Annotated in this window: 22 protein-coding genes and 1 tRNA gene; 17 read left to right on the top strand and 6 right to left on the bottom strand. The window is 72.5% G+C overall.

Features of this window, described 5'->3' with window-relative positions; genetic code table 11:
- Positions 1-365 precede the first annotated feature (365 nt).
- The 6 genes from topA to ACZ4MH_RS28565 all read left to right on the top strand — a co-directional run bounded on the left by topA (position 366) and on the right by ACZ4MH_RS28565 (position 11084).
- A complete protein-coding gene (gene topA, locus ACZ4MH_RS28590) occupies positions 366-3194 on the top strand; it encodes a type I DNA topoisomerase (RefSeq protein ID WP_351598940.1) in 2829 nt (942 codons plus the stop codon).
- Positions 3195-3360: 166 nt separating this feature from the next.
- Positions 3361-6711, top strand: a complete 3351-nt coding sequence (gene tmk / locus ACZ4MH_RS28585) for a dTMP kinase (RefSeq protein ID WP_351598938.1) — start codon at positions 3361-3363, stop codon at positions 6709-6711.
- Between the two features lie 232 nt (positions 6712-6943).
- Positions 6944-8176: a DNA polymerase III subunit delta' gene (locus ACZ4MH_RS28580; RefSeq protein WP_351598958.1), complete on the top strand. Its 1233-nt coding sequence runs from the start codon at positions 6944-6946 to the stop codon at positions 8174-8176.
- A gap of 200 nt (positions 8177-8376) precedes the next feature.
- On the top strand, positions 8377-9969 hold the full coding sequence (locus ACZ4MH_RS28575) for an alpha/beta hydrolase (RefSeq protein WP_351598936.1): 1593 nt from the start codon (positions 8377-8379) through the stop codon (positions 9967-9969).
- Between the two features lie 80 nt (positions 9970-10049).
- Positions 10050-10123 (top strand) — tRNA-Thr (locus ACZ4MH_RS28570).
- A gap of 739 nt (positions 10124-10862) precedes the next feature.
- Positions 10863-11084 carry a hypothetical protein gene (locus tag ACZ4MH_RS28565; protein WP_351598934.1) on the top strand — a complete coding sequence of 74 codons (222 nt, stop codon included), beginning with the start codon at positions 10863-10865 and terminating at the stop codon, positions 11082-11084.
- Between the two features lie 111 nt (positions 11085-11195).
- Here the strand turns inward: ACZ4MH_RS28565 and ACZ4MH_RS28560 are convergent, their stop codons facing one another.
- Complete coding sequence (locus tag ACZ4MH_RS28560; RefSeq protein ID WP_467754748.1) at positions 11196-11435, bottom strand: chaplin; 240 nt, start codon at positions 11433-11435, stop codon at positions 11196-11198.
- Positions 11436-11805: 370 nt separating this feature from the next.
- On the opposite strand from ACZ4MH_RS28560, the gene ACZ4MH_RS28555 reads away from it, so the two are divergent.
- From ACZ4MH_RS28555 to ACZ4MH_RS28530, 6 genes are all read left to right on the top strand, one after another.
- A complete protein-coding gene (locus ACZ4MH_RS28555) occupies positions 11806-12051 on the top strand; it encodes a chaplin (RefSeq protein ID WP_351598932.1) in 246 nt (81 codons plus the stop codon).
- Positions 12052-12263: 212 nt separating this feature from the next.
- Complete coding sequence (locus ACZ4MH_RS28550; protein ID WP_351598930.1) at positions 12264-12674, top strand: rodlin; 411 nt, start codon at positions 12264-12266, stop codon at positions 12672-12674.
- 370 nt (positions 12675-13044) lie between these two features.
- Positions 13045-13278, top strand: coding sequence for a chaplin (locus tag ACZ4MH_RS28545; RefSeq protein WP_351598928.1), 234 nt, complete (start codon positions 13045-13047; stop codon positions 13276-13278).
- A gap of 135 nt (positions 13279-13413) precedes the next feature.
- Positions 13414-14220, top strand: a complete 807-nt coding sequence (locus ACZ4MH_RS28540) for a chaplin (protein WP_467754747.1) — start codon at positions 13414-13416, stop codon at positions 14218-14220.
- 356 nt (positions 14221-14576) lie between these two features.
- On the top strand, positions 14577-14864 hold the full coding sequence (locus ACZ4MH_RS28535; RefSeq protein WP_351592635.1) for a hypothetical protein: 288 nt from the start codon (positions 14577-14579) through the stop codon (positions 14862-14864).
- A 424-nt stretch (positions 14865-15288) separates the two neighbouring features.
- Entirely contained in the window at positions 15289-15699 is a 411-nt protein-coding gene (locus tag ACZ4MH_RS28530; RefSeq protein WP_351592637.1) for a rodlin, read from the top strand.
- A 217-nt stretch (positions 15700-15916) separates the two neighbouring features.
- Here the strand turns inward: ACZ4MH_RS28530 and ACZ4MH_RS28525 are convergent, their stop codons facing one another.
- Together ACZ4MH_RS28525 and ACZ4MH_RS28520 are read right to left on the bottom strand one after the other, a co-directional pair.
- Positions 15917-16171: a hypothetical protein gene (locus ACZ4MH_RS28525; protein ID WP_351592639.1), complete on the bottom strand. Its 255-nt coding sequence runs from the start codon at positions 16169-16171 to the stop codon at positions 15917-15919.
- A gap of 97 nt (positions 16172-16268) precedes the next feature.
- The gene (locus tag ACZ4MH_RS28520; protein ID WP_467754746.1) at positions 16269-17072 is read right to left on the bottom strand and encodes a hypothetical protein; all 804 of its coding nucleotides are present in this window, start codon (positions 17070-17072) and stop codon (positions 16269-16271) included.
- Positions 17073-17656: 584 nt separating this feature from the next.
- On the opposite strand from ACZ4MH_RS28520, the gene ACZ4MH_RS28515 reads away from it, so the two are divergent.
- Entirely contained in the window at positions 17657-17971 is a 315-nt protein-coding gene (locus ACZ4MH_RS28515) for a hypothetical protein (protein ID WP_351592643.1), read from the top strand.
- A gap of 33 nt (positions 17972-18004) precedes the next feature.
- On the opposite strand, the gene ACZ4MH_RS28510 is transcribed toward ACZ4MH_RS28515, so the two are convergent.
- The gene (locus ACZ4MH_RS28510) at positions 18005-18367 is read right to left on the bottom strand and encodes a hypothetical protein (protein WP_351592646.1); all 363 of its coding nucleotides are present in this window, start codon (positions 18365-18367) and stop codon (positions 18005-18007) included.
- A gap of 262 nt (positions 18368-18629) precedes the next feature.
- Here ACZ4MH_RS28510 and ACZ4MH_RS28505 point away from each other — a divergent pair, with 262 nt between their 5' ends.
- The 4 genes from ACZ4MH_RS28505 to ACZ4MH_RS28490 all read left to right on the top strand — a co-directional run bounded on the left by ACZ4MH_RS28505 (position 18630) and on the right by ACZ4MH_RS28490 (position 25124).
- Positions 18630-21695 carry an AfsR/SARP family transcriptional regulator gene (locus ACZ4MH_RS28505; protein ID WP_351592649.1) on the top strand — a complete coding sequence of 1022 codons (3066 nt, stop codon included), beginning with the start codon at positions 18630-18632 and terminating at the stop codon, positions 21693-21695.
- A 252-nt stretch (positions 21696-21947) separates the two neighbouring features.
- Positions 21948-22838 carry a glycerophosphodiester phosphodiesterase gene (locus ACZ4MH_RS28500; RefSeq protein WP_351592652.1) on the top strand — a complete coding sequence of 297 codons (891 nt, stop codon included), beginning with the start codon at positions 21948-21950 and terminating at the stop codon, positions 22836-22838.
- 191 nt (positions 22839-23029) lie between these two features.
- A complete protein-coding gene (locus ACZ4MH_RS28495; protein WP_351592655.1) occupies positions 23030-24199 on the top strand; it encodes an acyltransferase family protein in 1170 nt (389 codons plus the stop codon).
- 91 nt (positions 24200-24290) lie between these two features.
- Positions 24291-25124 (top strand): arylamine N-acetyltransferase family protein, encoded by an 834-nt coding sequence (locus tag ACZ4MH_RS28490; protein ID WP_351592658.1) that lies wholly within the window; start codon positions 24291-24293, stop codon positions 25122-25124.
- Between the two features lie 40 nt (positions 25125-25164).
- Here ACZ4MH_RS28490 and ACZ4MH_RS28485 read toward each other — a convergent pair whose 3' ends face one another.
- Both ACZ4MH_RS28485 and ACZ4MH_RS28480 read right to left on the bottom strand, forming a co-directional pair.
- Positions 25165-25566 (bottom strand): RidA family protein, encoded by a 402-nt coding sequence (locus ACZ4MH_RS28485; RefSeq protein WP_351592661.1) that lies wholly within the window; start codon positions 25564-25566, stop codon positions 25165-25167.
- 15 nt (positions 25567-25581) lie between these two features.
- On the bottom strand, positions 25582-26487 hold the full coding sequence (locus tag ACZ4MH_RS28480) for a DeoR/GlpR family DNA-binding transcription regulator (RefSeq protein WP_351592664.1): 906 nt from the start codon (positions 26485-26487) through the stop codon (positions 25582-25584).
- Between the last annotated feature and the right edge of the window lie 57 nt (positions 26488-26544).

The raw sequence follows: 26544 nt of genomic DNA, 5'->3' as shown, positions 1-26544 counted from the left end.
AAATGCGGACGGGACGCGGAAACGGAATATCTCCCGCACCCCTTCCGTTCCAGGTCCGCAGCGTCTGCCGGAGCCGGATCCGGAGTATCCCCTTCCGTGGCGCCCCGACCCGTCTGCCGCCTCGTCGCGGCCCTTCCCGCCGCCCCTTCGCGGCACATGATCACGCCCAGTGGTGGAGCCCGCGGCGCGCGGTCCGGGCGGCATGAAGGGCTGGACTCGGGTTACCGTTCGAGTGGCGTTGTGGGCTTTTTCCGTTTGACACGGGGGCGGGATGTACCGTCACACTCCGCAGCGTCACCGAAGAGTCGCCCTCGGGAATCCCCTCCCGAGGTACCCCCCAGCGCCGACCGGAGAGAAGAGCGAAGTTGTCCCCGACCAGCGACACCGCACAAGGCGGCGGCCGCCGACTCGTCATCGTCGAGTCGCCTGCCAAGGCGAAGACGATCAAGGGCTACCTCGGCCCTGGTTACGTCGTCGAAGCGAGCGTCGGGCACATCCGTGACCTTCCCAACGGCGCCGCCGAGGTCCCGGCGAAGTACAAGGGCGAGCCGTGGGCCCGCCTCGGCGTGAACGTCGACGCCGACTTCCAGCCGATCTATGTCGTGAACAGCGACAAGAAGGACCAGGTCAAAAAGCTCAAGGAGCTGCTGGCCGAGTCCGACGAACTCTTCCTCGCCACCGATGAGGACCGCGAGGGCGAGGCCATCGCCTGGCACCTGCAGGAGATCCTCAAGCCCAAGGTCCCCGTCCACCGCATGGTCTTCCACGAGATCACCAAGGACGCCATCCGGGACGCCGTGGCGAACCCGCGGGAGCTGAACAAGAAGCTCGTCGACGCCCAGGAGACCCGCCGCATCCTCGACCGCCTCTACGGCTACGAGGTCTCGCCGGTCCTGTGGAAGAAGGTCATGCCCCGGCTGTCGGCCGGCCGTGTCCAGTCGGTGGCCACCCGCCTCGTCGTCGAGCGGGAGCGCGAGCGCATCGCCTTCCGCTCCGCCGAGTACTGGGACCTGACCGGCTCCTTCGCCACCGGCCGCGAGGGCGACGCGACCGACCCGGGCACCTTCGGGGCCCGCCTGACCACCGTCGACGGCCGCCGCGTGGCCCAGGGCCGCGACTTCGGCTCCGACGGCCGGCTCAAGTCCGACCAGGTCCTGCACCTGGACGAGGCGAACGCGCGGGCGCTGGCCGCCGCCCTCGAGAACACGAGCTTCGCGGTCCGCTCGGTCGAGTCCAAGCCGTACCGCCGCTCCCCGTACGCGCCCTTCCGTACGACGACGCTGCAGCAGGAGGCCAGCCGCAAGCTGGGCTTCGGTGCCAAGGCGACCATGCAGGTGGCCCAGAAGCTGTACGAGAACGGCTTCATCACCTACATGCGTACGGACTCCACGACGCTCTCCGACACCGCCATCGCGGCGGCCCGGGCGCAGGTCACGCAGCTCTACGGCGCCGACTACCTCCCGGAGAAGCCGCGCAGCTACGCCGGCAAGGTCAAGAACGCGCAGGAGGCGCACGAGGCGATCCGCCCCTCCGGCGACCGCTTCCGCACCCCTGCCGAGACCGGCCTGACCGGCGACCAGTTCCGGCTGTACGAGCTGATCTGGAAGCGGACCGTCGCGTCGCAGATGAAGGACGCCACCGGGAACAGCGTCACCGTCAAGCTCGGCGGCACGGCGAGCGACGGCCGGGACGCCGAGTTCAGCGCGTCCGGCAAGACCATCACCTTCCACGGCTTCCTGAAGGCGTACGTCGAGGGCGCTGACGACCCGAACGCCGAGCTGGACGACCGCGAGCGCCGGCTGCCGCAGGTCGCCGAGGGCGACGCGCTGACAGCGCGCGAGATGTCCGTCGACGGCCACGCCACCAAGCCGCCGGCCCGCTACACCGAAGCGACGCTGGTCAAGGAGCTGGAGGAGCGGGAGATCGGCCGCCCGTCGACGTACGCGTCGATCATCGGCACGATCCTGGACCGCGGCTACGTCTTCAAGAAGGGCACGGCCCTGGTGCCGTCCTTCCTGTCCTTCGCCGTGGTCAACCTCCTGGAGAAGCACTTCGGGCGGCTCGTCGACTACGACTTCACCGCCAAGATGGAAGACGACCTCGACCGCATCGCACGGGGCGAGGCCCAGTCCGTGCCGTGGCTGCGCCGCTTCTACTTCGGCGAGGGCGACGACGCGGGTGCCGCCTCCCGGGCCGGCAACGGCGACGGCGACCACCTCGGCGGCCTGAAGGAGCTGGTCACGGACCTGGGCGCGATCGACGCCCGGGAGATCTCCTCCTTCCCCGTCGGGGACGGCATCGTGCTGCGCGTCGGCCGCTACGGCCCGTACGTGGAGCGCGGCGAGAAGGACTCCGAGAACCACCAGCGCGCCGATGTGCCGGACGACATGGCACCCGACGAGCTGACCGTGGAGTACGCCGAGGAGCTGCTGGCCAAGCCCAGCGGCGACTTCGAGCTGGGCACGGACCCGGAGTCCGGCCACCAGATCGTCGCCAAGGACGGCCGGTACGGCCCGTACGTCACCGAGATCCTGCCCGAGGGCACCCCGAAGACCGGCAAGAACGCGGTCAAGCCGCGCACGGCCTCGCTCTTCAAGTCGATGTCCCTGGACACGGTCACGCTGCAGGACGCGCTCAAGCTGATGTCGCTGCCGCGGGTGGTCGGCCAGGACGCCGAGGGCGTGGACATCACCGCGCAGAACGGCCGCTACGGCCCGTACCTGAAGAAGGGCACGGACTCGCGCTCCCTGGAGAACGAGGAGCAGCTCTTCACCATCACGCTCGACGAGGCGCTGGCGATCTACGCCCAGCCCAAGCAGCGCGGCCGGGCAGCCGCCAAGCCGCCGCTGAAGGAGCTGGGCACGGACCCGGTCAGCGAGAAGCCGGTCGTGGTCAAGGACGGCCGCTTCGGCCCGTACGTGACGGACGGCGAGACGAACGCGACCCTGCGCCGCGACGACGACGTCGAGACGATCACGCCGGAGCGCGGCTACGAACTCCTGGCGGAGAAGCGCGCCAAGGCCCCGGCCAAGAAGAAGACCACCGCCAAGAAGACAACGGCGAAGAAGGCCCCGGCAAAGAAGACGGCAGCCAAGAAGACCGCCGCAAAGAAGACGACGACCGCGAAGAAGACGGCTGCGAAGAAGACGACGGCCAAGAAGACGGCCGCGAAGTCGGCGACGTCCGACGACTGACCGAGGCTTGCGCCCGTCAGGGCGCAGCCCTCGGGGGCGCGGGGAACTGCGCGACCAGCCACGACGTGGCCGCAGACGGCCGGCGGCAGGGCAGGCCCCGCCCAGAGGCCGATCTCCTGTTCGGGCGGGCACCCGGTATGTCACCGGGTCCCGCTAGGCTGGCGGAATGACGCGTACCGAGCAGCCAACGGACGTGACCCCCACATCAGGCGCACTCGCCGCGGATTCCCGCGAGCGCGCCGTGCGAGCCCTGCTGCGCTTCCCTCCCCTCAAACGGCTGTGGAGCGCCCAGTTCGTCGGTGGCATCGGTGATGCCCTCGGTGTTCTGGTCCTGGTCCTGCTCGCGTTGCAAGCGGCGGTCTTCACCCCCCACGGAGGCACCGCGGCCTTCGGCGGCGGATATCGGGGCGCGGCCTTCGCGGTCGCCGCCGTCTTCGCTGCCCGGCTGCTGTCGACGCTGCTCTTCGGGGCCGTGCTGCTCGGCCCGCTCTCGGCGCTGACCGCGCCGGAAGGGCCGCTGGACCGCCGCTGGACCATGATCACCACGGACGCCCTGCGCGCCCTGCTGCTCATCGTCGCCCCCCTGTGGATCGACTGGGTCCACGGCAACGCCCTGGCCTGCGTGCTGATCACCGCCTTCGTCGTGGGCGTCGCCGAGCGCTTCTGGACGGTGTGCCGGGAGAGCGCGGCCCCCGCGCTGCTGCCCGCGCCGCCCGCCGAGGGCGACGCCGTGAGACCGCTGCCGGACAACCACGAGGCGCTGCGCCGCCTCTCGCTGCGCACGGGCTTCGTGGCGCTCCCCATCGCCGCCGCCGGCCTCCTGGTCGTCACGCTGGTGGGGAACGCGCTGGGGGCGGGCATCGAGTGGTTCCACACCCACCAGGCAGCGCTCGGCTCGTACGTCGCGGCCGGGCTGTTCGCCGCGTCCGTCTCGATCGTGTACTTCATCGAGTTCCCCGGCTCGCGGACCCCGCGTCCCCGCTCCCCCCTTGAGGGCCTGCGCCGCCCGAAGACCGGCACCGGTGTCGACAAGGGCCGTACGGGCGCTGTCCCGCTGCTCGTGCTGGCCTGCGCCGCGGTCGCCGCCGCGATCGCCGCGGCCGTCTCCCTGACCGTGCTGCACGTCCGCGACCTCGGCGGCGGCCCGGTCGGCTTCGCCCTCTTCGTACTGGCCCTGACCGGCGGCCCGGTCCTCGGCATCCGCAGCGCCCGCAAGGTCCTGCCCGGCTTCTCCCGCCGTCGGCTGCTCGCCCTGTCCGTGGCCGTCACCGGCCTCGCGCTGCTGGCCATGGGCCTGGTGCCCGACCCGACCACCGTCCTGCTGCTGGCGCTGCTGGCCGGGGTGAGCGCCGGCATCGCGGCCCACACCGGACACGCGCTGCTGGACCAGGAGGCCGAGGAGTTCCGCAGCTCCCGTACGACCGAGCACCTGCACGCCGTCGTGCGGCTCGCCATCGCGCCCGCCGCGATCGTCGCGCCGCTGCTGGCCGCCGCCATCGGCCCGCACCACCTCGGTACGGGCTCCTTCGTCTTCGCGCACGGCGGCGCGGCCTTCACGCTGATGCTCGTCGGCGCGCTGCTGCTGCCGGTCGCCGCGTGGGTACTGGGCAAGACCGACGACCGGCAGGGCGTCTCGCTCCGCCGTGACCTGCGCGAGGCGCTGCGCGGCGGGGACCCGGCCGAGGCCCCGGCCGCGACCGGCTTCTTCATCGCCCTGGAGGGCGGCGACGGGGCCGGCAAGTCCACCCAGGTCGAGGCGCTCGCCGACTGGATGCGGGCCAAGGGCCACGAGGTCGTGGTGACCCGTGAGCCGGGCGCCACCGCCATCGGCAAGCGGCTGCGCTCGATCATCCTGGACGTCTCGACGTCCGGCCTGTCGGACCGCGCCGAGGCCCTGATGTTCGCCGCCGACCGCGCCGAGCACGTGGAGAGCGTGATCCGGCCCGCCCTGGAGCGCGGCGCCGTCGTCATCACCGACCGGTACATCGACTCCTCCGTGGCGTACCAGGGCGCGGGCCGCAGTCTCGCCCCCACCGAGATCGCCCGCATCTCCCGCTGGGCCACCGACGGCCTTGTACCGCACCTCACGGTCCTGCTGGACGTCACCCCGGAGACGGCGCGCGAGCGCTTCACGGAGGCGCCGGACCGGCTGGAGTCCGAGCCCGCGGAGTTCCACGAGCGGGTGCGCAACGGCTTCCTGACGCTGGCCGCCGCCGACCCGGCCCGCTATCTGGTCGTGGACGCGGGGCTGGAGCCGGAGGCCGTCACCACGGTCGTACGGCACCGCCTGGACCAGGTGCTGCCGCTGTCCGAGGCCGAGGTGAAGGCGCAGGCCGAGGCCCGCAAGGCCGCCGAGGAGGAGGCCCGCAGGAAGGCCGAGGAAGAGGCGGCGCGCAAGGCCGAGGAGGAGCGGCAGGAGCGCGAGCGCCAGGAGCAGCTGGCCCGGCTGCGCGCCGAGGAGGAGGAGCGCAAGCGCCGCGAGATCGAGGCGGCCAAGGCGCGCGAGGCCGCCCGGCAGGCGGAGGAGGCCCGGCAGCGTGCCGAGGAGGCCCGTCGCCAGGCCGAGGAGGAGCGCAAGCGCCGGGAGGCCGAGGAGGCGGCGCGGCAGGCCGAGCGGGAGCGGCTGCGCCGGCAGCACGAGGAGGAGAAGCGGCTGCGCCAGGAGGCCGAGGAGCGCCGCCTGGAGAAGCAGCGCAAGGCCGAGGAGGCCCTGCTCCGCGCCGAGCAGGCCCGGCTCGCCGCGGCCTCGGCGACGGAGGGGCTGCACGACTCCGATGCGCCGACCACGGAGACGCCGGTCATCAGCATGCGCAAGGAGCCGCAGGAGCACGCCCCGCGGGACGCGGCGGAGACCGTGCCCGGCGGGACGCCGCGGGTGGAGATGCGCAAGGAGACGCGGCCCGGCGCGGGCGCCGGTGAGCCGGCCGGCCGTACCGATTCCGGGTCCGACCCCGAGGAGACCGCCGTACTGCCGCAGCCCGAGCCGGTCGCGGACGGCGACGGCGACCGGTCGTCCGCGGATGACCGGTCCGGTGCCGGCCGGCGGGCGCCCGCCGCGGGCTCCGGGGCCGCCGACGAGACGGCGGTACTGCCCTCCGTACGCCCCGAGGACGCGGCGCACAGCGGCGCGGCCGACGAGACCGCCGTACTGCCGCCGGTACGCCCCGAGGGCCCGGAGGACCGGGTGCCGTCGTGGATGTTCCGCCCGGAGCAGGGCGGCACGCGCCGTCCCGCCGCCGAGTCGAGCACCGAGCGCACGGCCGAGCTGCCGCAGATCGACCCGGCGGCGGGCCTGCCGTCCCCCGGCCGGACCGGCCAGTCGCCGTACGAGTCGTACGCGCCGCAGCAGCCGCACTCCCAGTACGAGCACCAGCCGCGGCCCGCCGGCGGCCGGCGGCGCCCGGAGTGGGCCGAGGAGACCCCGCTCGACGACCTCCCGACCCTCGCGGACGAGCTGCTCGGCCCGCGCGACACGGAGGAAGAGGAGGAGCGCCGCGGCCGCTGGGGCCGCCGCTGATCCCCGCCTCTCCGGCCCTCGGTACGTACGCGTCGTACCGGGGGCCGGTGGCGTTTCCGGCCCGGGGCGCCCCCCGGAGCGCGCTTTCCGCCCCACGTGGACGGGATTGTCAGTGCCGTCCACCACAATGGGACACGACGGCGGGACACAACGGCGGGATGCGACGGCGACGGGGCGGCCCGGCGGGTGGCAGGACCGCGTGGCAGGACACGGACAGGACGGCGGAGCGGCAATGGCGGTGTGGGACGACCTGGTGGGCCAGGAGCGGGTGACGGAGCAGCTCGCCGCCGCGGCGCAGGACGCGGACGCCCTGGTCACGGCCGAGCAGCCGGGCGCCGCCGTGCCCGAGTCCGCGCCGGAGTCCATGAGCGCGTCCAGGATGACGCACGCCTGGCTGTTCACGGGCCCGCCCGGTTCCGGCCGGTCCACCGCCGCCCGCGCCTTCGCCGCCGCCCTGCAGTGCGTGAGCCCGGATCGCGCGCTGGGCGGCGCCCCCGGCTGCGGCTTCTGCGACGGCTGCCACACGGCGCTGGTCGGCACGCACGCCGACGTCGAGGTGGTCCGTACGGACCTGCTGTCCATCGGCGTGAAGGAGACCCGCGACCTGGTCCGCCGGGCCTCGATGTCACCGGCCGGCGGCCGCTGGCAGGTGATCGTCCTGGAGGACGCCGACCGGCTCACCGAGGGCGCGGGCAACGTCCTCCTGAAGGCCGTCGAGGAGCCCGCGCCGCGCACGGTCTGGCTGCTGTGCGCCCCGTCCATCGAGGACGTGCTCCCCACCATCCGCTCCCGCTGCCGCCTGCTGACGCTGAGTACACCTGCCCCGTCCGCGGTGGCCGACATGCTGATGCGTCGCGACGGCATCGAGCCCGCGGCCGCCGTTGCCGCGGCTCGTGCCACCCAGGGCCACATCGGCCGGGCCCGCCGGCTCGCGACGGACGAGCGGGCCCGGGCCCGGCGCGCCGCCGTCCTCAAGCTCCCGCTCCGCGTCGACGACGTCGGCGGCTGCCTCAAGGCCGCGCAGGAGCTGATCGACGCGGCGGGCGAGGACGCCAAGCAGGTCGCCGAGGAGGTCGACACCAAGGAGACCGAGGAGCTGCGGGCCGCGCTGGGCGCCGCCGCGGGCACCGGCGGTCGGCTGCCGCGCGGCACGGCGGGCGTGATGAAGGAGCTGCAGGACCGGCAGAAGCGCCGCTCCACGCGTACCCAGCGGGACAGCCTGGACCTTGCCCTGACCGACCTGACCGGCTTCTACCGCGACGTCCTGGCGCTCCAGCTCGGCACGGCCGCCGAGCTGGCCAACGAGGACGTACGGGACAGCGTCCAGCGCATCGCCGCCGGCTCCACCCCCGAGCGCACGCTGCGCCGGATAGAGGCGGTCATCGCCTGCCGCCGCGCCCTGGACCGGAACGTCGCCCCGCTGCTGGCGGTCGAGGCCATGACGATGGCCCTCCGCGCGGGCTGAGAGCGCCGGGACGCCCACGGCGCGGCGAGCGCACCCGGTACCTCGCCGGGCGGCCGAACTCACTCGTACGAGGGCAATAGGCCAGGCATGACCCCATCAGGACCGATACGCTCCCCAGAGCTGTCGCCAACTGTCACCACTGGTCACCAATCGTCACCGAGCCGAGTGCCGCCACCGCCGCCGAACGAGGGACCGTACCCATGGACACCAGCCGTCTGCTCCGCACCTCCGGCGCCGTGCTCGCGGCCGCCGCGCTGCTCGTCTCCTGCAGTAAACCGGGCGGCGCGGATGGCGGCGCGGTCGCCTCGCCGGCCCAGCACGGCCCCGACGCCCGCCCGGAGAGCGACAAGGCGACCAAGCCCCTGGACCCGCTGCCCACGGACGTACCGGCGGCCCTGCGCCCGTACTACGACCAGAAGCCGAGCTGGCACTCCTGCGGCCCCAAGGGCTTCCAGTGCGCGACCCTCCGGGCTCCGCTGGACTACGCCAAGCCCAGCCGCGCCACCGACCTGAAGCTCGCGGTCTCCCGCAAGAAGGCCACCGGGCCCGGCAAGCGGATCGGCTCCCTGATGGTCGACCCGGGCGGCCCCGGCGCCTCGGCGATCAACTACCTCCAGCAGTACGCGCCGGAGCCGGCCGCCGTGAAGGCCCGGTACGACATGGTCGCGATGGACCCGCGCGGCGTGGCGCGCAGCGAACCGGTCCGCTGCCTCACGAACAAGCAGATGGACGGGTACACGCAGGTCGACCAGACCCCCGACGACAAGGCGGAGCAGGGCAAGCTCACCACCGCCTACAAGAAGTTCGCCGACGGCTGCCGGGCCCGCTCGGGCAAGGTGCTCGGCCATGTCTCGACCGTCGAGGCGGCCCGCGACATGGACATCTTCCGCGCCGTCCTGGGCGACCGGAAGCTGACCTACGTGGGCGCCTCGTACGGCACCTTCCTCGGCGCGATGTACGCGGGCCTGTACCCCTCCCGCGTCGGACGGCTCGTCCTGGACGGCGCGATGGACCCCTCCCTGACCTCCCGGCAGCTCAACGAGGACCAGACCGCCGGCTTCAACACCGCCTTCATGTCCTTCGCCGCCGACTGCGTCAAGAAGCGCGACTGCCCGCTGGGCACGAAGAGCGCCACGGACGCCGGCAAGCGCCTCTCCGCCTTCTTCCGCCGCCTGGACGCGCACCCGATCGCCACCGGCGAGTCCCGCAAGCTGACCGAGTCCCTGGCGACCAGCGGGGTGATCGCCGCCATGTACGACCAGACGGCCTGGCCGCTGCTGCGCGAGTACCTCACCAAGGCCCAGAAGGGCGACGGCAGCGGCCTGCTCGCCCTCTCCGACTCCTACTACGAGCGCGACCCGGACGGCAGCTACGCCAACCAAATGTTCGCCAACCCGGCCGTGAACTGCCTGGACCTCCCCCCGGCCTTCTCCTCGCCCGCCCAGGTCGAGGCCGCGCTCCCCGCCTTCCGCAAGGCGTCCCCGGTCTTCGGCGAGAACTTCGCGTGGGCGCCGCTGAACTGCGCGTACTGGCCCGCCAAGGCCACCGGCGAGGCGCACCGCATCGAGGCGAAGGGCGCGGCCCCCATCCTCGTCGTCGGCACCACCCGCGACCCGGCGACCCCCTACCCGTGGGCCCGCGGCCTCGCCTCCCAGCTCTCCTCCGGCCGCCTCCTCACGTACGAGGGCGACGGCCACACCGCGTACGGCCGCGGCAGCGACTGCGTCGACACCGCCGTGAACACCTACCTGCTGGAGGGCACGTCCCCCGCCAAGAACAAGCGCTGCTCCTGACCGCACCACGGGCCCCGGCCCCCCTCCGAATCCGATTACGAACCACCCCTCCGCCATGTGTAGACTGGGCCGCGCACCACGCCGCCTTAGCTCAGTCGGCCAGAGCGACGCACTCGTAATGCGTAGGTCAGGGGTTCGACTCCCCTAGGCGGCTCGGCGAGGGGAAGCCCCAGGTCACACCGTGACCTGGGGCTTTTTCCGTTGTCGGGCGTGAGGCGCCGACTGGAGCCCCGGCCGCACCCCTCGCCGGGGCCTGGGCAGGGGCCTGGGCAGGGGCGGGGGATGTGTCGGGAAATGAGGGTGTGCGGGCGGGGGTGGGGGTCGTAGGGTCGGGGTCGTACAGGACCACCCGTGTACGCGGGTGCAGGGATCTCCGAGCCCCCGAGATCGTCGTCCGGGCCCACAGACGGCCGGAGATCCGCTGAGTCTGCGGCGACATGCGGTTCTTCCGGCCCCGCCCTCCCGGACTTGTCCCGCCGGGATCATCCCGCGCTTCCGGCGGCCGGTGACGGGCGAAATCAGCGCCAGGAGACGGGGACGGGGAGCCACGCCTTCTCGCGCACGGTCGCCGCCGGAGCCGACTCACGTACCCGGCGGCGACCACTCGCCGGCCTCGGCGTTCCCGGCGCCCTCGCGGGACGGATTCTCGCGCCGGCCGGCGCCTTCTTTTTCTTTTTCGTCGGGCTTCGGCATTCGGTGCGGCCGCTACGCCATTCGATTGAAGGGTCAAGCGTCGCGGCGTTGCGGGGCAGCGTAGGACTGCCGGGGAATTCCCGCGACAGATGGTCCGGTGGATTGCGCCAGTGGAGTCATTCGCAAGTCTGAGCGAGCGCCCAAAGGGGTGGGGCTGTAATGATTTTTGTGTCCCACTTCTGCGCAGAAGGAGAGAAACCATGCGCAAGTTCATCGGACGCTTCGCCGCCACCGCCGCACTCACCGCAGCAGCGGTCGTCCCGCTGTCCGGGGTGGCCTCGGCCCAGACGCCGGCCGCCGCGCCGACGACCGCGCCGGCCGCCGGCCCCTGCGGGTGGGGCTGGGGTTACGACTGCTGGGATCACGGATGGTGGCACCACGACCACCTGATCGACCTCGACCTCGGCATCGGGCTCCTCTGACGGGCCCGTGAGCGGATCGGGAAAAGGGCTGCCGGGCCATGGGACGGCAGCGTGAAAAGGAGGAAGGGCCCCGCCTCTGCGGGGCCCTTCCTGCCTGCTGCGGCGCGAACGTCAGTCGTTGACGCAGGTGTTGCCGAAGGCGGGGTTCAGCAGGCCGATGATGTCGATGGTGTTGCCGCAGACGTTCACGGGCACGTGGACCGGAACCTGGACGGCGTTGCCGGACAGCACGCCGGGCGAACCGACGGCAGCGCCGGTGGCACCGCTGTCGGCCATCGCGGAACCGGAAGCGGCGCCCGCGGCGAGGCCGGCGGCGACCAGGACCATAGCGGCCTTGTGTGCAGTCTTCATGGGGAGTCCCTCCAGGGATGGTTACCGCGGCTCCGGACGGGCGCCGCACCGTGCTGAACGCAGATCCGGTCCATCGGCTACGGGCAGCCGCCGATAAACCTTCGATCGGCTCAATGCGCTGAATGTGCAGGAGCGACCGGCTGCATTCTGAATTCTGGCTGGTATTGAACGCCGTACTGCGTACCAGCCGCACGAGCCGCTTTCGGCGTGTTGCGATCCGTACACCGCAATCCGTACATCTGACCAGTGGTTCACCCGGGCGGGGCCGCACCCGTCGGGCTGTTGATGCGTTGATCGGTCTGTTAGCCCAACTGGGCGACGGAAATCGAAGCCGACGTTACTGTCCGCTGTTCAGTGAAGAGGTACTGCTATGTCGCGCGTTGCCAAGACCGCCCTGCTCACCGCCGTGGCCGGGGCCGCGGTACTCGGCGCTTCCGGTATGGCGTCCGCCACCACCGGCGCGGGCGCGTTCGGCGCCGCCGAGAACTCCCCGGGTGTCGGGTCCGGGAATGTCGTCCAGGTTCCGGTGCACATCCCCGTGAACGCCTGCGGCAACACCGTCACCGTGATCGGCGCGCTCAACCCGGTTTTCGGCAACCCGTGCGTCAACCGCTGACGGGAGTGCTCGCGACCGGCCGGTGAACCGGTCGGCCGGTACACCGGCCGGTGACCGCTTTCCGTAACGGCGCGGTGGTGTGATGCCCTTCGGGGCGTCAGGCCGCCGCGCCGTTGCGCGTTCATTCGAGTGACAGCACGCAACCAAACCCACCGGATCACGTTGACCAGTTCGCTCCGACTACGGGCATTCCGTATTGAGAAGGGTGAATCGTGTTCAAGAAGGTTCTTGCCACGGGTGCCGTGGCGGCGTCCATTGTGGGCATGTCGGCGGCAGCGGCCCCGCAGGCGCTGGCGCTCGGTGACGACGGCGGTGCCACCTCGCTGAGCGGTAACGGCTCCTCGTCGTCCTTCGGTAACCAGACGACGGCCGGCCACATGAGCACCCAGCTCGGTCTGGTCCAGGGCACGCTGAACAAGCCTTGCGTCGGTCTGCCGCTCAAGGCCAACATCGGTTCGCTCATCGGTCTCATCCCGATCACGGTCCAGGACATCAACGTGCTGGCGAACCCGCAGAACCAGCAGTGCACCGACAACTCCGGTCAGAACAAGGGCGACGAGCCCCTGTCGCACATCGTGGACAACATCCCGATCCTGTCGGCGAACGGCACCGACAACGGCTGATCCACCGGCCGCGAAGGCCCGGACCGCCTGTCCTCTCCTCCTGGGCGGTCCGGGCCTTTTCGCGTGCCAAAAAGGCCCGTTGGCGGGCCGCCGGTGGGCTGTCGACGGGCCGCCGACGGGCCGCCGACGGTCGCGCACCGGGTCGCATTCCGTACTGCTGAGGCGACGAGCGGAAATTCCTACAAACATTACTTCGGGCCGAGTCGTTGGGTCATTAGAGGGTGTTCCGAGGAAAATTCCGGCAGTGGGGTTTCGATTCCCCTGGGTGCTCGTTACCAGACACGGCAGCGTTGTTACGGGCGATCGGGATAGCGCTCGTGCGGCACGAAGGTCGTGACCGTTACGAACTCCGCTGCAGAAAGGGCTGAAAGTGAAGTACACGAAGGTCGCCGCGGTCGCCGCTGGAACGCTGATGGCGGCGGGTGCTGCCGCGCCGGCGTTCGCCGACGCGGGTGCCAGCGGTGCCGCCAACAACTCTCCGGGCGTGCTGTCCGGCAATGTCGCCCAGGTTCCGATTCACATTCCGGTGAACGTCTGCGGCAACACCATCGACATCATCGGCCTGCTGAACCCCGCCTTCGGCAACACCTGCGTCAACGACTGACGTTCGCGACGCACGCAGTTGCGAGTTCGACCCGGACGGCCTCGGGACGCATGCCATGCGCCCCGGGGCCGCCTTGTAGTTACGGGCGTACGGGCAGCAGCCCTTACGCGACGGCAAGCGAAGACAGGAAGACCAATGCGACAGGTCCTGGCAAAGGGTCTCCTCGCCGCCGCGGCCACCACGGGTGTGCTCGGGGTGACCGGAGGCACCGCGTTCGCGGACGCGGGAGCGAGCGGTGAGAGCGCGAACTCCCCGGGAGTGCTCTCCGGGAACAACGTCCAAGCACCGGTGGAGGTCCCCGCGAACATCTGCGGGAACAGCGCGGACGTCGTCGGGGCGCTCAACCCGTCCTTCGGCAACGGCTGTGCCAGCGACGGCGGAGGCGCCGGCCACCAGGCGTCGGGCGGGCACCAAGCGCCGGGCGGGCAGCAGGCGCAGGGCGGGCATCAGCAGCGCTCCGCCGAGGGCGGCGGGCAGCACGGCGGGCAGGACGACGCCGGGGAGGGCGCGGGCGCGGCCGGCTCGGCACAGAACTCGCCGGGCGTGGGCGCGGGCAACGACGCCAAGGCCCCCGTCGACGTCCCGGTGAACGCCTGCGGCAACTCCCTGGACATCGTCGGCCTGCTGAACCCCGTCTTCGGCAACCACTGCGCCGGGTCGTCCAGCGAGCAGAAGCACGCCGACGACTCCGTACCGCACCACGTGACGCCCGACGCGCCGCGGCCGGCCGGGCCGGGGGACGCGCGCGCCGGCGACGGGACGGGCACGCGCCCCGCCCACCACGAGGCGGCCGAGGACGCCCGGGCGAGCGAGCCGGTGTCCCTGGGGACGCAGCTGGCCCACACCGGTACCCAGCAGATCGGCGTCGCGGCCGGCACCGGCGCCGCGCTGGTGCTCGGCGGGGCGATCCTGTACCGCCGGGCGCGTCCGGCCAGGCGCTGACGCCGGCTGCCCGGTGAGCGGTGCGGCGCCGGGCAGTACGGCGGGGCGGACGCGGGCGGCACGGGGAGGCGAGTGGCGCGGCAGTGCGGGCGGCACAGGCGGCCGGGGAGAAATTCGGATTTCCTTATGGACGGATGTGCGGGCGTCCAGGAAGCGGGCGAACGGCAACGCCGAAAGGGGCGCCGGAATTCCCGTCGTTCGGGTGGAACGGGAAAAAGGAGCGGGCCCGCAGTTTCCGTGTGCGGACCGGGTCGTTACGCATGACGACAGCGGCGGAACGTACGGCACGCCACACTGCCTGCGCGACGCGCAGGGCGTCGTCGTCGCCCTCGCCGCTGCGGAAAGGAACGCTGAAGATGAAGCTCGCGAAGACCGCGGCGATCCTCGCCGGCTCCGTGGTGGCGCTGGCGGCCGGGACCCCCGCGTTCGCCGCCCCCGCCCCCTCGACATCCCCGAGCATGAGCCTGAACGGCGGGCTGAACGACGCGCTCGCCAACGCGGGCAAGGCCGAGGTCGACCCGCTGGTGGACAACGCGCACCGCACCACGCACGCGCTGGCCAGTGGCGATGCCGAGGGGCTGCTGGACGGCGTCACCGGCCTCGCGGGGCACCTTCCGCTGGCCGGACTGCCGCTCGGGAAGTGACGCCGCCGCACCGCCGGGCGGCCGATCCGGCGCAAGGATCAGCCGCCGTGCAGCGGGACGGCGTACGGCCCGTCCGGGCCCGCGACCGCGAGGACGGTTCCAGGTGAAGGGGATCGGAATCGCCCCCGCTGATCGGCCGCTCGATCAACATACCTTGCTCCGGCCCGTTATTCGGCGCACTGCCGAATTTACCGTCGAACGGCGGACGCCGGTCGCCGGCCCGCTTTCGCGGGATTGTGTGCGGGATTCCGCGGGTCGAATGCGCGCACGGCGGTCCGCGTATTCCACCGTACGGCTGTGCCGTCGCGGTGAATTCGATGCGCGGGCGAAGAACCATATGGGTGAAAGTGCAAAACCAAACCCGCTGAAAAGAGTTGGGCAGAGCGCTCCGGATGCGGGCATTCAGTAACAAGAAGGGTGAATCGTGATCAAGAAGTTCATGGCCTCGGCCGCAGTCGCAGCGTCCATCGTCGGTGCCTCGGCCGCCGCCGCTCCGCAGGCGATGGCTGTTGGTGACGACGAAGGTGCCACCGCCATCAACGGCAACGGTGCGTCGCAGTCGTTCGGCAACTCCACCACCCACGGCGACATGAGCCCGCAGATCGGACTGATCCAGGGCTCGCTCAACAAGCCCTGCATCGGCCTGCCGGCCAAGGCGAACATCGGATCGCTCATCGGCCTCATCCCGATCACGGTCCAGGACATCAACGTCCTCTCCTCGCCGCAGAACCAGCAGTGCACCGAGAACTCCACCCAGAACAAGGGTGACGAGGCGCTGTCGCACCTGCTCGACGACATCCCGATCCTGTCCGCGAACGGCGTCGGCAACGAGTAAGTGCCCCGAGGGCCCGGGCCGTTCACCCTCCGCGTGGACGGCCCGGGCTTCTTGCTGCCCGAGGCCCGGGCCGGGGCGCCGGAGAACGGGCGGAGGGGCCGGTGCGGGCACGGCTGTGGCCCCGGCCGCCGCGGGTGTGGGCGGCGGACCGGGGCGGGTGTGGCGTACGGCCGGAGCCGGAGCTACCGGAGGCCGTACGGGTCAGAGTTCGTACGGCTCAGAGTTCGTACGGCCGTTGGCGGGGTGGTCTGCGTGGCGGGTCGGGTACGCGCGGTGGCCGCAGCGGCGGGATGCGCGGGCCGGTCTGCGGCTCGGCGTCGTCGGGGCGTTCGCGGCGGGGCGGGTACGGGCCCCGCGCGTGCCACTCGGCCAGCAGCCGGTCGTAGATCGGCGTCGGCTCCTCCCGCACCCAGCGGCCGGGCCGTGGCACGCGCGGAGGCTGCCGGTCCGCGTGCTCGTCGTCGTCCTTCATGTCCACGTCCACGTACAACCGCCCGCCCCGGCCGCGGGTTATGCCGGGTGTGGGCCGAAGGAGTTATGCCCGTGGAGCCGGGCGGGGGAGCGGGCCGTCAGTAATCCACGTCCGGAGTCTGCGCGGACGGCGTCTGTGCGGCCGGTGCCTGTGCGGCCGGTGCCTGCGCGGACGGCGGGCGCTGCTGGAGGCCGGAGGTGCCGGGGGCCTGCCCCCAGGTGTGCTGCGGGCTGTTGAGAATGGTCTTGGCCAGGTCGCCGGCGGCGGTGACGGTCTGCTGGGCGGCGGTCACGACATCGGCCCGGTCGCGCGCGCCGAGGGCCTGCACCAGCGCTTCGATCTTCGCCTGGAGATCGCCGATGGCCCGGGCCCGCGGCCCGGCGGCGGCCGCCGCCCGGGTGCTGGTCGTCTCCGGGTTCCTGGCGGCATCCGCGCCGGTGGGGTCGGTGGGGGCGTACGGAGCGGCGGCGTACGGGGTGTCACCGGCGTACGGGTCGGCCTGGGCGTACGGGTCGGCCTGGGCGTACACGTCGGAGGACGCGTCCGTACCGGTCAGCCCGTACTGGTCCGTCGAGTAGCCCGGAGCCGGCCTCGCGTCGCGGCCCTGCAGTTTGGCGAGTTCGGCGGCGATGGCCTGGGCCTCGGTCTTGGTGTGCGCGGTGGAGCCGCTGTCGTCCTTCTTCAGCGCGTCGCCGACCACGTGGAGCACGTCGCTGAGGGCGCCCAGCAGGCCGCCGGACTCGTTGCTGCTCTGCGGGGTGTCGGCGCCGGGCGCCATGACGGCGGCGTCGGGCGGCGCGGCGTTCCGTTCGGCGACGGCCGCGGCGGCCGGGCCGGCCGTGCCGAGGACGAGGGCGCCGCAGGCGGCGGAGGTGACGACGAGTCCGGGCTTCCGGAGCATGCGCATGGTGGTCCTTTCGGGTGACCGGGAGGAGCGGCCGGTGGTCGGCGCGGCGGTGCCGTCGAGCGGTACCGCCGAGCGGTGCGTCGGGGGAACGCCGAGATACCGTCACGGTGCAAAGGCCCGTCACGACGCGCAATTCATCGGCAACGCGCCGTCAGTAGCCGCCGGTTGCGGTCGCATTGTCTGACCTGCTCTTTCGCCCTGAGCAGCGAGGATGGGGGTGCTGCGGCCGTTGTGGGCGGTGTGGACGCGTGTTCGGGTGGCCCGGGTGGGTGTGGTGGTGTGGCGTCCGCCCCCCGCCGGGGCGCACGGCCGGGTGGCACCGGGCCCGGAGTCATTACCTCCCGGCCCGCGGCGGCGTTGCACTGGGTGTGGCGGAACGTGTCACTGGCCGTGATGCGTGGGCCTTCGCGGGGCGGTGCCGTCCTTCACCCTCCGGCACCGTCCCGCCTCCCGTTTCGGAGGCGCGCTCGTACGGCTGAGGGAACGTATCTTCACACCGTCCCCGGTGCAGGCGTATTCCGTACCCGGTACGGGTGCGAGCCGCAACCCGGGGCCATGGGTCCGAGTTGAATCCCGGCGTGGAGCTCTTTCTCGACAGACAGCGCCCGGGAGTCGTGCCGCGCCCCGCGATGGAGCCGACCCCGATCTATGACCGGCTGCTGGCCGAATGGCGGGCGGGCACCGTCCGGCGGCCCGCCGCCCTGTGGCCGCACGACGAGACGGTGTGCGGCACCGGCCAGGGGCCCGGCGGTCCGGGCCCCGGCCCGGGAGGCCCCGGCCGCCCCGGTGGCCCGTCCGGCGGGCGGCTGCCCGCCGTGGTGCCGCCCTCGATGGTGCGCAGGGGCAGGGTGCCCGTCGCGCCGCGTCCGGTGTCCGCCTCGCACCCGCTGTGAGGGCGGCGCCGGGCGGCGCTCAGCGGGTGGCGCTCAGCGAGCGGCGTTCGTGCGGTCCGGCGGGCAGTCGCGCGGCCGCGGGATGGCCGGTCCGAAGGCGAGCGCCTGCCGCACGACCTCCTGGGCGGTGGGCGGCACGTCGGGCCAGAAGATCAAGTCGCTGACGTAACGGCATCGCAGGGCCTGCTCCAGCCAGTCCAGATGGGCGTAGAGCTCGGTCTCGCCGTCGTACGCGCCGTCCAGGATGCGCTGGACGAGGGCGACGGCCCGCCGCCGTACGGCCTCGTCCGCGGCGCCGTCGCGGGCGCCCCCACGCCCGCCGTCACCGCACTCCCCGTCGCGGCCGGCGTCGCCGCGCCCCTCGTCGCCGCCGCTGCCGCTCTGGTCGCTCTCCAAGCGTGGCTCCCTGTCGTCCCTGACCGGTCCCCCAGAGCCTGTCACTCTTCGGCGGCCACCAAAACCTCAGGGCCCCTGGACGGCCGACAGCGGTACGTGGCTCCGGATCCGGCTCGGCGGTTGCGCTCCCCCGACGGGCGGTGTGCGCGCCGGCGCACCGACGGGCCGGATCCGATGTGACGATCTCATCGGACCGGTCCAACGGCTGACTAACATGTGCCCAACCATGTGGCCAACGGGTCGGCCTGTACGGAGGAGCAACATGCGGTTCGGCCTGTTGGGCCCGCTGACGGTGCACGACGGCGCGGGCGGGGCCCGCCCCCTCAGCAGCGCGAAGGGACAGGCGCTGCTGGCCGCCCTGCTGTTGCGCGCGAACCGCGTCGTACCGGTCGACGTACTCAAGGAAGCGCTCTGGGGCGGGCACGCGCCCGCCTCGGCCAACGCCTCGCTCTACAACCACGTCACGCGGCTGCGCCGGACGCTCGGCGCGGACGGCGACGGCCGGATCGGCTCGGTGGCCCCCGGCTATCTGCTGCGGGTCGGGGCGGGGGAGCTGGACAGCACCGAATTCACCGCCGCCGTACGGCGTGCCCGGGAGGCCTACGCCCGTGCGGACTGGGCCGCGGTGCTCGGTGAGGCCGCCACGGCGTCCGCACTGTGGCGCGGCCGCCCACTGGACGGGCTGCCGGTCGAGGTGTCCGACGCGCTGGCCGCCCAGCCGTTCGTCCAGCAACTGGAGGAGGAACGGCTCCAGTTGCTGGAGTGGCGGTACGACGCCGAGCTGCGGCTCGGGCGGCCCGGTGGGCTGGCCCCCGAGCTGTACCGGCTCACCGCCGAGCACCCGTTGCGCGAGGGCTTCCACCGGCAACTGATGCTGGTACTGCGCAGGACGGGCCGGCAGGCGGAGGCGCTCGCGGCCTTCCAGGCGCTGCGCCGGCGGCTGGTGGACGACCTCGGCGTCGAGCCGGGCGCGGCGGTCCAGGAGGCGCTCCAGGAGGTGCTGCGGGAGGACCCGGAGCCGACCGGGAGGAACACGCCCGAGGGCACCGCCGAGAACACCGCCGAGGGCGTCCCCGAAGGCGTCACCCGAGGCGCTCCCGTAGGGGCCGCCACCCGGACCGAACCGCAGCCCGCCACCCCGACAGAACCGGCGCCCGCCACCCCTACGGACCCAGAGACCACCACCGCCACGGAACCCAGCCCCGCCCACCGTCCCGCCCAACTCCCGCCCCCGCCCGCCCCCTTCCTCGGGCGCGACGAGCAGGTCGCCGCGCTGTACGACGCGTTGGCGCCGCGTGGCGGCCGGGCCGCGACCGCCGTGCTCAGCGGCATGGCGGGCGTCGGGAAGAGCGCGCTGGCCGTGCACGTCGCCCATGGGCTGCGCGAGCAGTACCCGGACGGACAGCTCTTCCTCAATCTGCACGGCGCCAACCCCGGCGTCGCGCCCATGAGCGCGCTCCAGGCGCTGGAGGTGCTGCTGCGCGACCTCGGGGTGCCGAGCGGGCGGGTACCGGACGAGGTGGACGCCGCCTCGGCGCTGCTCCGCTCGACCCTCGCCGGGGCCCGTACCCTCCTCGTCCTCGACGACGCGGCCGGCGCGGCCCAGGTGCGGCCGCTGCTCCCGGCGGGCCCCGGCTGCGCGGTGCTGGTCACCAGCCGGTCGCCGCTGGCCGCGCTGGACGGCGCGGTGCACCTCCCGCTGGCCAGGCTCGCCGAGCGGGACAGCGTGGACCTGATCAGCCGGGTGTCGGGGCACGGCCGGGTGCCGGCGGGCAGCCCGGCGGCGCGTCGGCTTGCGGAGCTGTGCGGGCAGCTGCCGCTGGCGCTGCGGGTGGTCGCGGCCCGGCTCGCGGCCCGCCGCGCGCTGACCGTGGAGGCGCTGGTGGAGCTGCTGGACGGGCAGGACGGGCGCCTCGATCACCTGGAGTACGACGACCTGAGCGTGCGGCGCTCGCTGGCCGTCGCGTACGACGCGCTGGTGGCGTCGGAGCGGCCGGCCGACCGGGACGCGGCGCTGGCGCTGCGCCGGATGGGCGCGCTGGACCTGCCCGAGTACGAGACGGAGCTGGCGGCCCGGCTGATGGACGCGGGCACCCGGCGGGCCGGCGCCGCGCTGGACCGGCTGGTGGACGTGGCGCTGCTGGAGGAGGTGGCGTTCGGCCGGTACGCGCCGCACGACCTGGTGCGGGACTTCGCGCGGGAGCTGGCGGCGCGGCACGAGGGCGCGGCGGAGCGGGAGGCGGCGGCGCGGCGCGGCGTGGAGTGGTTCGCCGCCCGCGCCGCGCAGTCCGTACGGGTCTTCCTGCCGCCGTCGCCCTTCCAGGCGCTGCGGCTGGCGGGCGAGCCGAAGGAGGCGGCGGCGCCGTTCGCGGACACGGAGGAGGCGTTCGGCTGGGGCGACCGCGAACTGGCCGTCATGAGCGGTCTGGTGGCGCGGCACGTGCGTACCGCGTACGGCAGGGACGCGGCGGTGACGCTGGTACGGATGCTCGTGCCCTATCTGCAACGGCGCGGGCGCACACAGGAATTGGCCGATCTGAGCGACCTGGCGCGGGCCGGGGCGCGCGAGTCCGGGGACGCGGCCGCCGAGGTGGTCGCGATGAGCGACCTGGCCAGCGCGTACTACATGTCGGGGCGCTACGAGAAGGCGCTCGTGCTGATCGACGACGCGATCGCCAGGTGGCGGCTGCTGGGCGACGACGAGTGGCTGCAGCGGGTGCTCAGCAACCGGGGGCTGCTCCTGTACGTACTGGGGCGGGCCGAGGAGTCGGCGGCGGCGCAGGAGGAGGCGCTGGCGTACGCGCACCGGCTGGGCGACGACCACGCGGTGGCGATCTGCCTGAGCCACCTGGGCAACCTCTACGAGCTGACGGACGCGCGCAAGGCCATCGAGTACCACCGGCGCAGCCTGGAGGCGGGCGTGCGGCTGGAGAGCGCACGGTTGCAGCAGACGGCGCGCTGCAACATCGGGTGCGCCTATCTCACGCTCGGCGAACCGGAGGCCGCGGTCGGCCAGTTCGAGGAGGCGCTGCGCTCCCTGGAGGACTCCACCGACTGGCACACCGTCTCCGAGAGCCGCCTCGGGCTGATCCGCGCGCTGCGCACGCTGGCGCGGGCGGAGCGGGCCGCGCGGGAGTGCGCGACGCTGCTGGACCTGGCCGAGCTGCGCGGTGACGCGTACACCGCGGGCAAGGCGCGGTACGAGTACGGACACGTTCTGCGCACCCTCGGGCGCGCGGCGGAGTCGGACGAGCAGTGGCGGCTGTCGCTGGCGGCGCTGGACGGCACGGACGCCGATGTGCTGGCGGAGTTGCGCACTCTCGTGTGACGTGGTGGGCCCTGTGGTGGCCCTGCGCGGTAAATCCATGGCCAGTGAATTACCCCTCGTATTCCTCCCTTGTCGCGCCGCCCGTGGCCTGATTGCACCGGGTCCGCTTAGCCCGCCTGGCGCACACGAATAGGAAAACGGATAAACTGGTGCAATTGTGGTGGGAGTTGTCATGGGCTCCGGTACCTGGCAGGGGTGGGCGGTCTGCTCCGGTCGGCACACGGGGCCCGCCGCCAGCGTCCAGGAGGTCCCATGCTCCGAAGCGCCGTCCGCAGCGCCGCAGCCGGTCTCGTCCTTCTTTTCGCGGCGGTGCTCGCCGCCGACGCGGGTGTCCCGGGCGGTGGTGTCGCGGCCCCGCCGGCCCCGGTCCGGCTGGTCTCCGCCCAGAAGGGGCTGCCGCTCGACGGCCCCACGGTCATCGCGCACCGGGGCGCCGCCAAGTACGCCCCGGAGAACACCCTCGCCGCGGTCGACGAGGCCGACCGGCGCGACGTCGAGTGGGTCGAGAACGACGTGCAGCGCACCAAGGACGGCAAGTTGGTCGTCATCCACGACGCCACGCTCAAGCGCACCACCAACGTCGAGAAGGTCTATCCCGACCGGGCGCCGTGGCGGGTGGGGGACTTCACCGCGGCCGAGATCGCCAAGCTGGACGCGGGGAGCTGGTTCGGCAAGAAGTTCGCGGGGGAGCGGGTGCCCACCCTCGCCGCGTACTTGAACCGGGTGGACCGCAACGACCAGCACCTCCTGCTGGAGATCAAGAACCCGGAGAAGTACCCGGGCATCGAGAAGCAGATCCTCGCCCAGTTGCGGTCGTCCGGGTGGCTGGACGCGACGCACGTGTTGGACGGGCTCGTCGTCCAGAGCTTCGGCGTCGCCGCCGTCCGCCGCGTGCACGCCCTGCAGCCGGACGTCCGTACAGCGGTGCTCGGCACGCCGAGCCGCGCGCGGCTTCCGGAGTACGCCCGGTTCGCCGACTGGATCAATCCGCCGTACAAGGACCTGAGTTCGGCCTATGTGTCCGCTGTGCAGAGCCTGTGGGGACCGCACGCCGACCGCATGGAGGTGCACACTTGGGGCGTCTCGGTCGGTCAGGCCAAGCGGGCGTTCTCGGCCTACAGCGTCGACGGCGTGATCCTCTGACCTGGGCCTTCGTGCTCACCTTCGCCGCACCGGTTGCCGTGTGACGTACCTGGCATGTGAAGCATGTGAGGAGACGATTTACGGGATTCGGTGTGCCGGGCTAGGGTGCCTCTGATGTTCTCAGCTGCCTCGCTCCCCGCAATTCCGGTAAGACGGAGAATGCTCTCCCTGGGTTGCCTGGGGGAGGGGACATGAACAATCTCGCGCAGCCGCACAGTGAGCGGCGCACCCCTCTCCCGCCCACGCGGACCGCACCGCAGCCGGCGGCCCCGGACGCCGCGGCAACGGGCGGAGCGCGGCAGGCCGGCCGGAAGCGCGCCGAGGCGCCGAAGAACGGCAAGCAGCGGGACGCCTTCTTCGACAACGCCAAGTACCTGGCGATCGTGCTGGTGGCCATGGGTCACTCGTGGGAACCGCTGCGGGACGGCAGCCGGTCGGCGGCGGCGCTGTACATCACGGTGTACGCCTTCCACATGCCGGCCTTCATCATCATCTCCGGCTACTTCTCGCGCAGTTTCGACATGCGCAAGGACCGGCTGCAGCGGCTGATCACCGGCGTCGCCGTGCCGTACATCCTCTTCGAGACGGCGTACACGCTGTTCAAGCGGGTGGCGGACGACGACCCCGGCTACCCCATCAGCCTGCTGGACCCCTGGTACCTGACATGGTTCCTGGTCGCGCTCTTCATCTGGCGGCTCACCACGCCGCTGTGGAAGATCGTGCGCTGGCCCGTGCCGCTCGCGCTCGCCATCGCCGTACTGGCGTCCGTCTCGCCGGACATCGGCGACGACCTGGACCTCCAGCGGGTGCTGCAGTTCCTGCCGTTCTTCGTCATCGGCCTGTGCCTGAAGCCCGAGCACTTCCTGCTGGTGCGCAACAAGCGGGCGCGCATCCTGGCCGTGCCGGTCTTCGCGAGCGCGCTGGTCTTCGCGTACTGGGCGGCGCCCCGGATGAACGCCGCGTGGTTCTACCACCGCGACAGCGCCCAGGAGATGGCGGCGCCGTGGTGGTCCGGCGCGGTCATGACGCTGGCGATGTTCGGCTGCTCGCTCGTCCTGGTGGCGTGCTTCTTCGCCTGGGTCCCGGGCCGTCACATGTGGTTCACCGCACTCGGCGCCGGCACCCTGTACGGCTACCTGCTGCACGGCTTCCTGGCCAAGGGGTCGCGCTTCTGGGACTGGTACGACGCCCACTGGATGCACACCCCGCTCGGCGCGATCGCGCTGACGCTGATCGCGGGCACGATCATCACGCTGCTCTGCACGCCACCCGTGCAACGGATCTTCCGGTTCGCGATGGAGCCCAAGATGGCCTGGGCGTTCAAGAAGGACGCCGCGGAGGTGGCCCGCCACCGGAAGTGACGCGCTGAGCGCACAGAACGTCTGTGCGATCCTGGAGGGGCCCGGTCCGTACAGCGGACCGGGCCTCTCTCTTGCGTACGGAGGCGGCGGCATGTCGGATTCGGGCTGGTCCGGGGAACAGCTGGACCTGGACGGCTACCTGCGGCGCATCGGGTACGCGGGGGACCGCACGCCGACGCTCGCCACGCTGCGTGCCCTCCAGGCCGGCCACACGGCGGCCATCGGCTTCGAGAACATCGACGTGCTGCTGGGCCGCGGCCTCCCGCTGGACCTGCCGAGCCTCCAGGACAAGCTCGTCGTACGCGGCCGCGGCGGCTACTGCTACGAGCAGAACCTCCTCTTCGCCGCCGCCCTGGAGCGGCTCGGCTTCGCCGTCTCCGGGCTCGGCGCCCGCATCCGGATGGGCGAGGACAAGCTCCGCCCGACCACGCACGCGCTGCTGAAGGTGCGGCTGGACGGCGAAGACTGGATCACCGACGTCGGCTTCGGCGGCGAGGGCCTGCTCGCGCCGCTGCCGCTGCGCGCGGGGCACGAGGAGCGGCAGGGCGGCTGGACCTTCGGAGTGGTACGGGAGGAGACGGGCCCGGTCGGCACCTGGGTGCTGCGCTCGCTGCACCCGGAGGGCTGGTTCGACCTGTACTCCTTCACCGAGGAGCCGCGTTGTCCGGCCGACTACGCCGTCTTCCACCACTACATCGCCACGCACCCGCACTCGCCGTTCGTGCGGCGCCTGGTGCTCCAGCGGCCAGGGCCCGACCTGCGGCGCACGCTCATCGGCAGCGAGCTGACGCTGACCGGGCCGGACTTCTCGTCGGAGAAGCGGCAGGTGACGGCGGCCGAACTGCCGGACGTGGCGGCGGAGCACTTCCGCATACGGCTCAGCGAGGAGGACGTGAAGGCACTGGCGGAGATCTACGGGGAGTAGCCGGGCGCCGGCCGCTCGGGCGCTGTCGCCCGGCCGCCCTTCAGGACACCACCGCGATACCCTCGATCTCGACGAGCGCGGCCTCGTCCCACAGCCGCGTCGCGCCGATCACGGCCATCGCCGGATAGTCGCCGCCGGCCAGCCGCTTCCAGACCCGGCCGATGGCGGCGGCGTTGCGGCGGTAGTCGGCCACGTCCACCGCGTACACCGTCAGCTTGGCCAGGTCGGCGGGGCCCGCGCCGGCCGCCTCGGCGGCGGCCAGCAGATTCGTCAGCGCCTGCTCGAACTGCTCGACGACGCCCGTGCCGACGATCCGTCCTGCGCCGTCCAGCGCGGTCTGCCCGGCGAGCAGGACGAGCGTGCCCGAGGCGGCCCGCACGGCGTGACTGAAGCCGGTCGGCGGGGACAACTGCGGTGGGTTGATCCGCTCCAGCTCGCTCATGCTCACGCCTCCGCCTCAGCCGCCGGTCGTCGCCACCAATTCGTAGCGCACACCCAGCGATTGAAGCGCCTCCTGCTCCTCCTGCGGAAGATCCTGGTCGGAGATGACGAGATCGAAGTCGGCCAGCGGAGCCAGCTCGTACAGCGCCTGGCGGCTGAACTTGGAGTGGTCCACGAGCAGCACCTTGCGCCGGGCCGCCGCCATCAGGGCCCGCTTGACCAGGACGTTCTCCTGGGCCTGGTGGTAGCAGTGGCCGTTGTCGACGGCGGAGGTGGACAGGAAGGCGACATCGGCGCGGAAGCTGCGCGCGATGTCGGCGGTGGACATGCCGAGGAAGGCGTTGAACGCGGCGTGGTACTCGCCGCCCAGCGCGATCACCCGGATGTCGGGCTCGTCCGCCAGCTCGTTGATCACCTGCAGGGAGTTGGTGATCACGGTGTACGCGCCGCGTCCGGAGAGCGACCGGGCCAGCGGCAGCGCCGTACTGGAGTCGTCGATGATCACCGCCTGGCCGGGCTCCGCTATGGCCAGCGCCGCGGCGCAGATGGCTTCCTTCGCCGCGACGTGTTCGCTGCCGCGCCAGCGCGCGTTGGACTCGAAGAGGGCGTTGGGCGCGGCCGTGGCGCCGCCGCGGACCTTACGGAGCCAGCCCTGGTGTTCGAGGGTGTCCAGGTCGCGGTGGATGGTCATCTGGCTGACGGCCAGCTCCTGGACCAGGTCCTCGATGCTGACCTGGCCCTCGGCGAGCACCCGGTCCGCGATCCGCTTCCGGCGGTCCTTGGGGCCGAGCTTGGCCGGGGAGGCGGCGTCGCCGGACGGGGGCGCGGCGTCGTCGGCCGGGGGCGCGGCGTCGTCGGCCGGGGGCGCGGCGTCAGGGGTCCCCTCGGCAGTGCCGTCGGCTGTCCCTTCGGTACCGGTCAACGCTCGTCCTCTCCCGGATGGCGGTCATCCACGTCCTCACGGCCCGGCCGACCGCAC

The sequence above is a fragment of the Streptomyces sp. NPDC026301 genome, assembly GCF_055567935.1.
The sequence above is the reverse complement of the archived record's forward strand: the minus strand, read 5'-3'. Positions and strand labels throughout refer to the sequence as shown.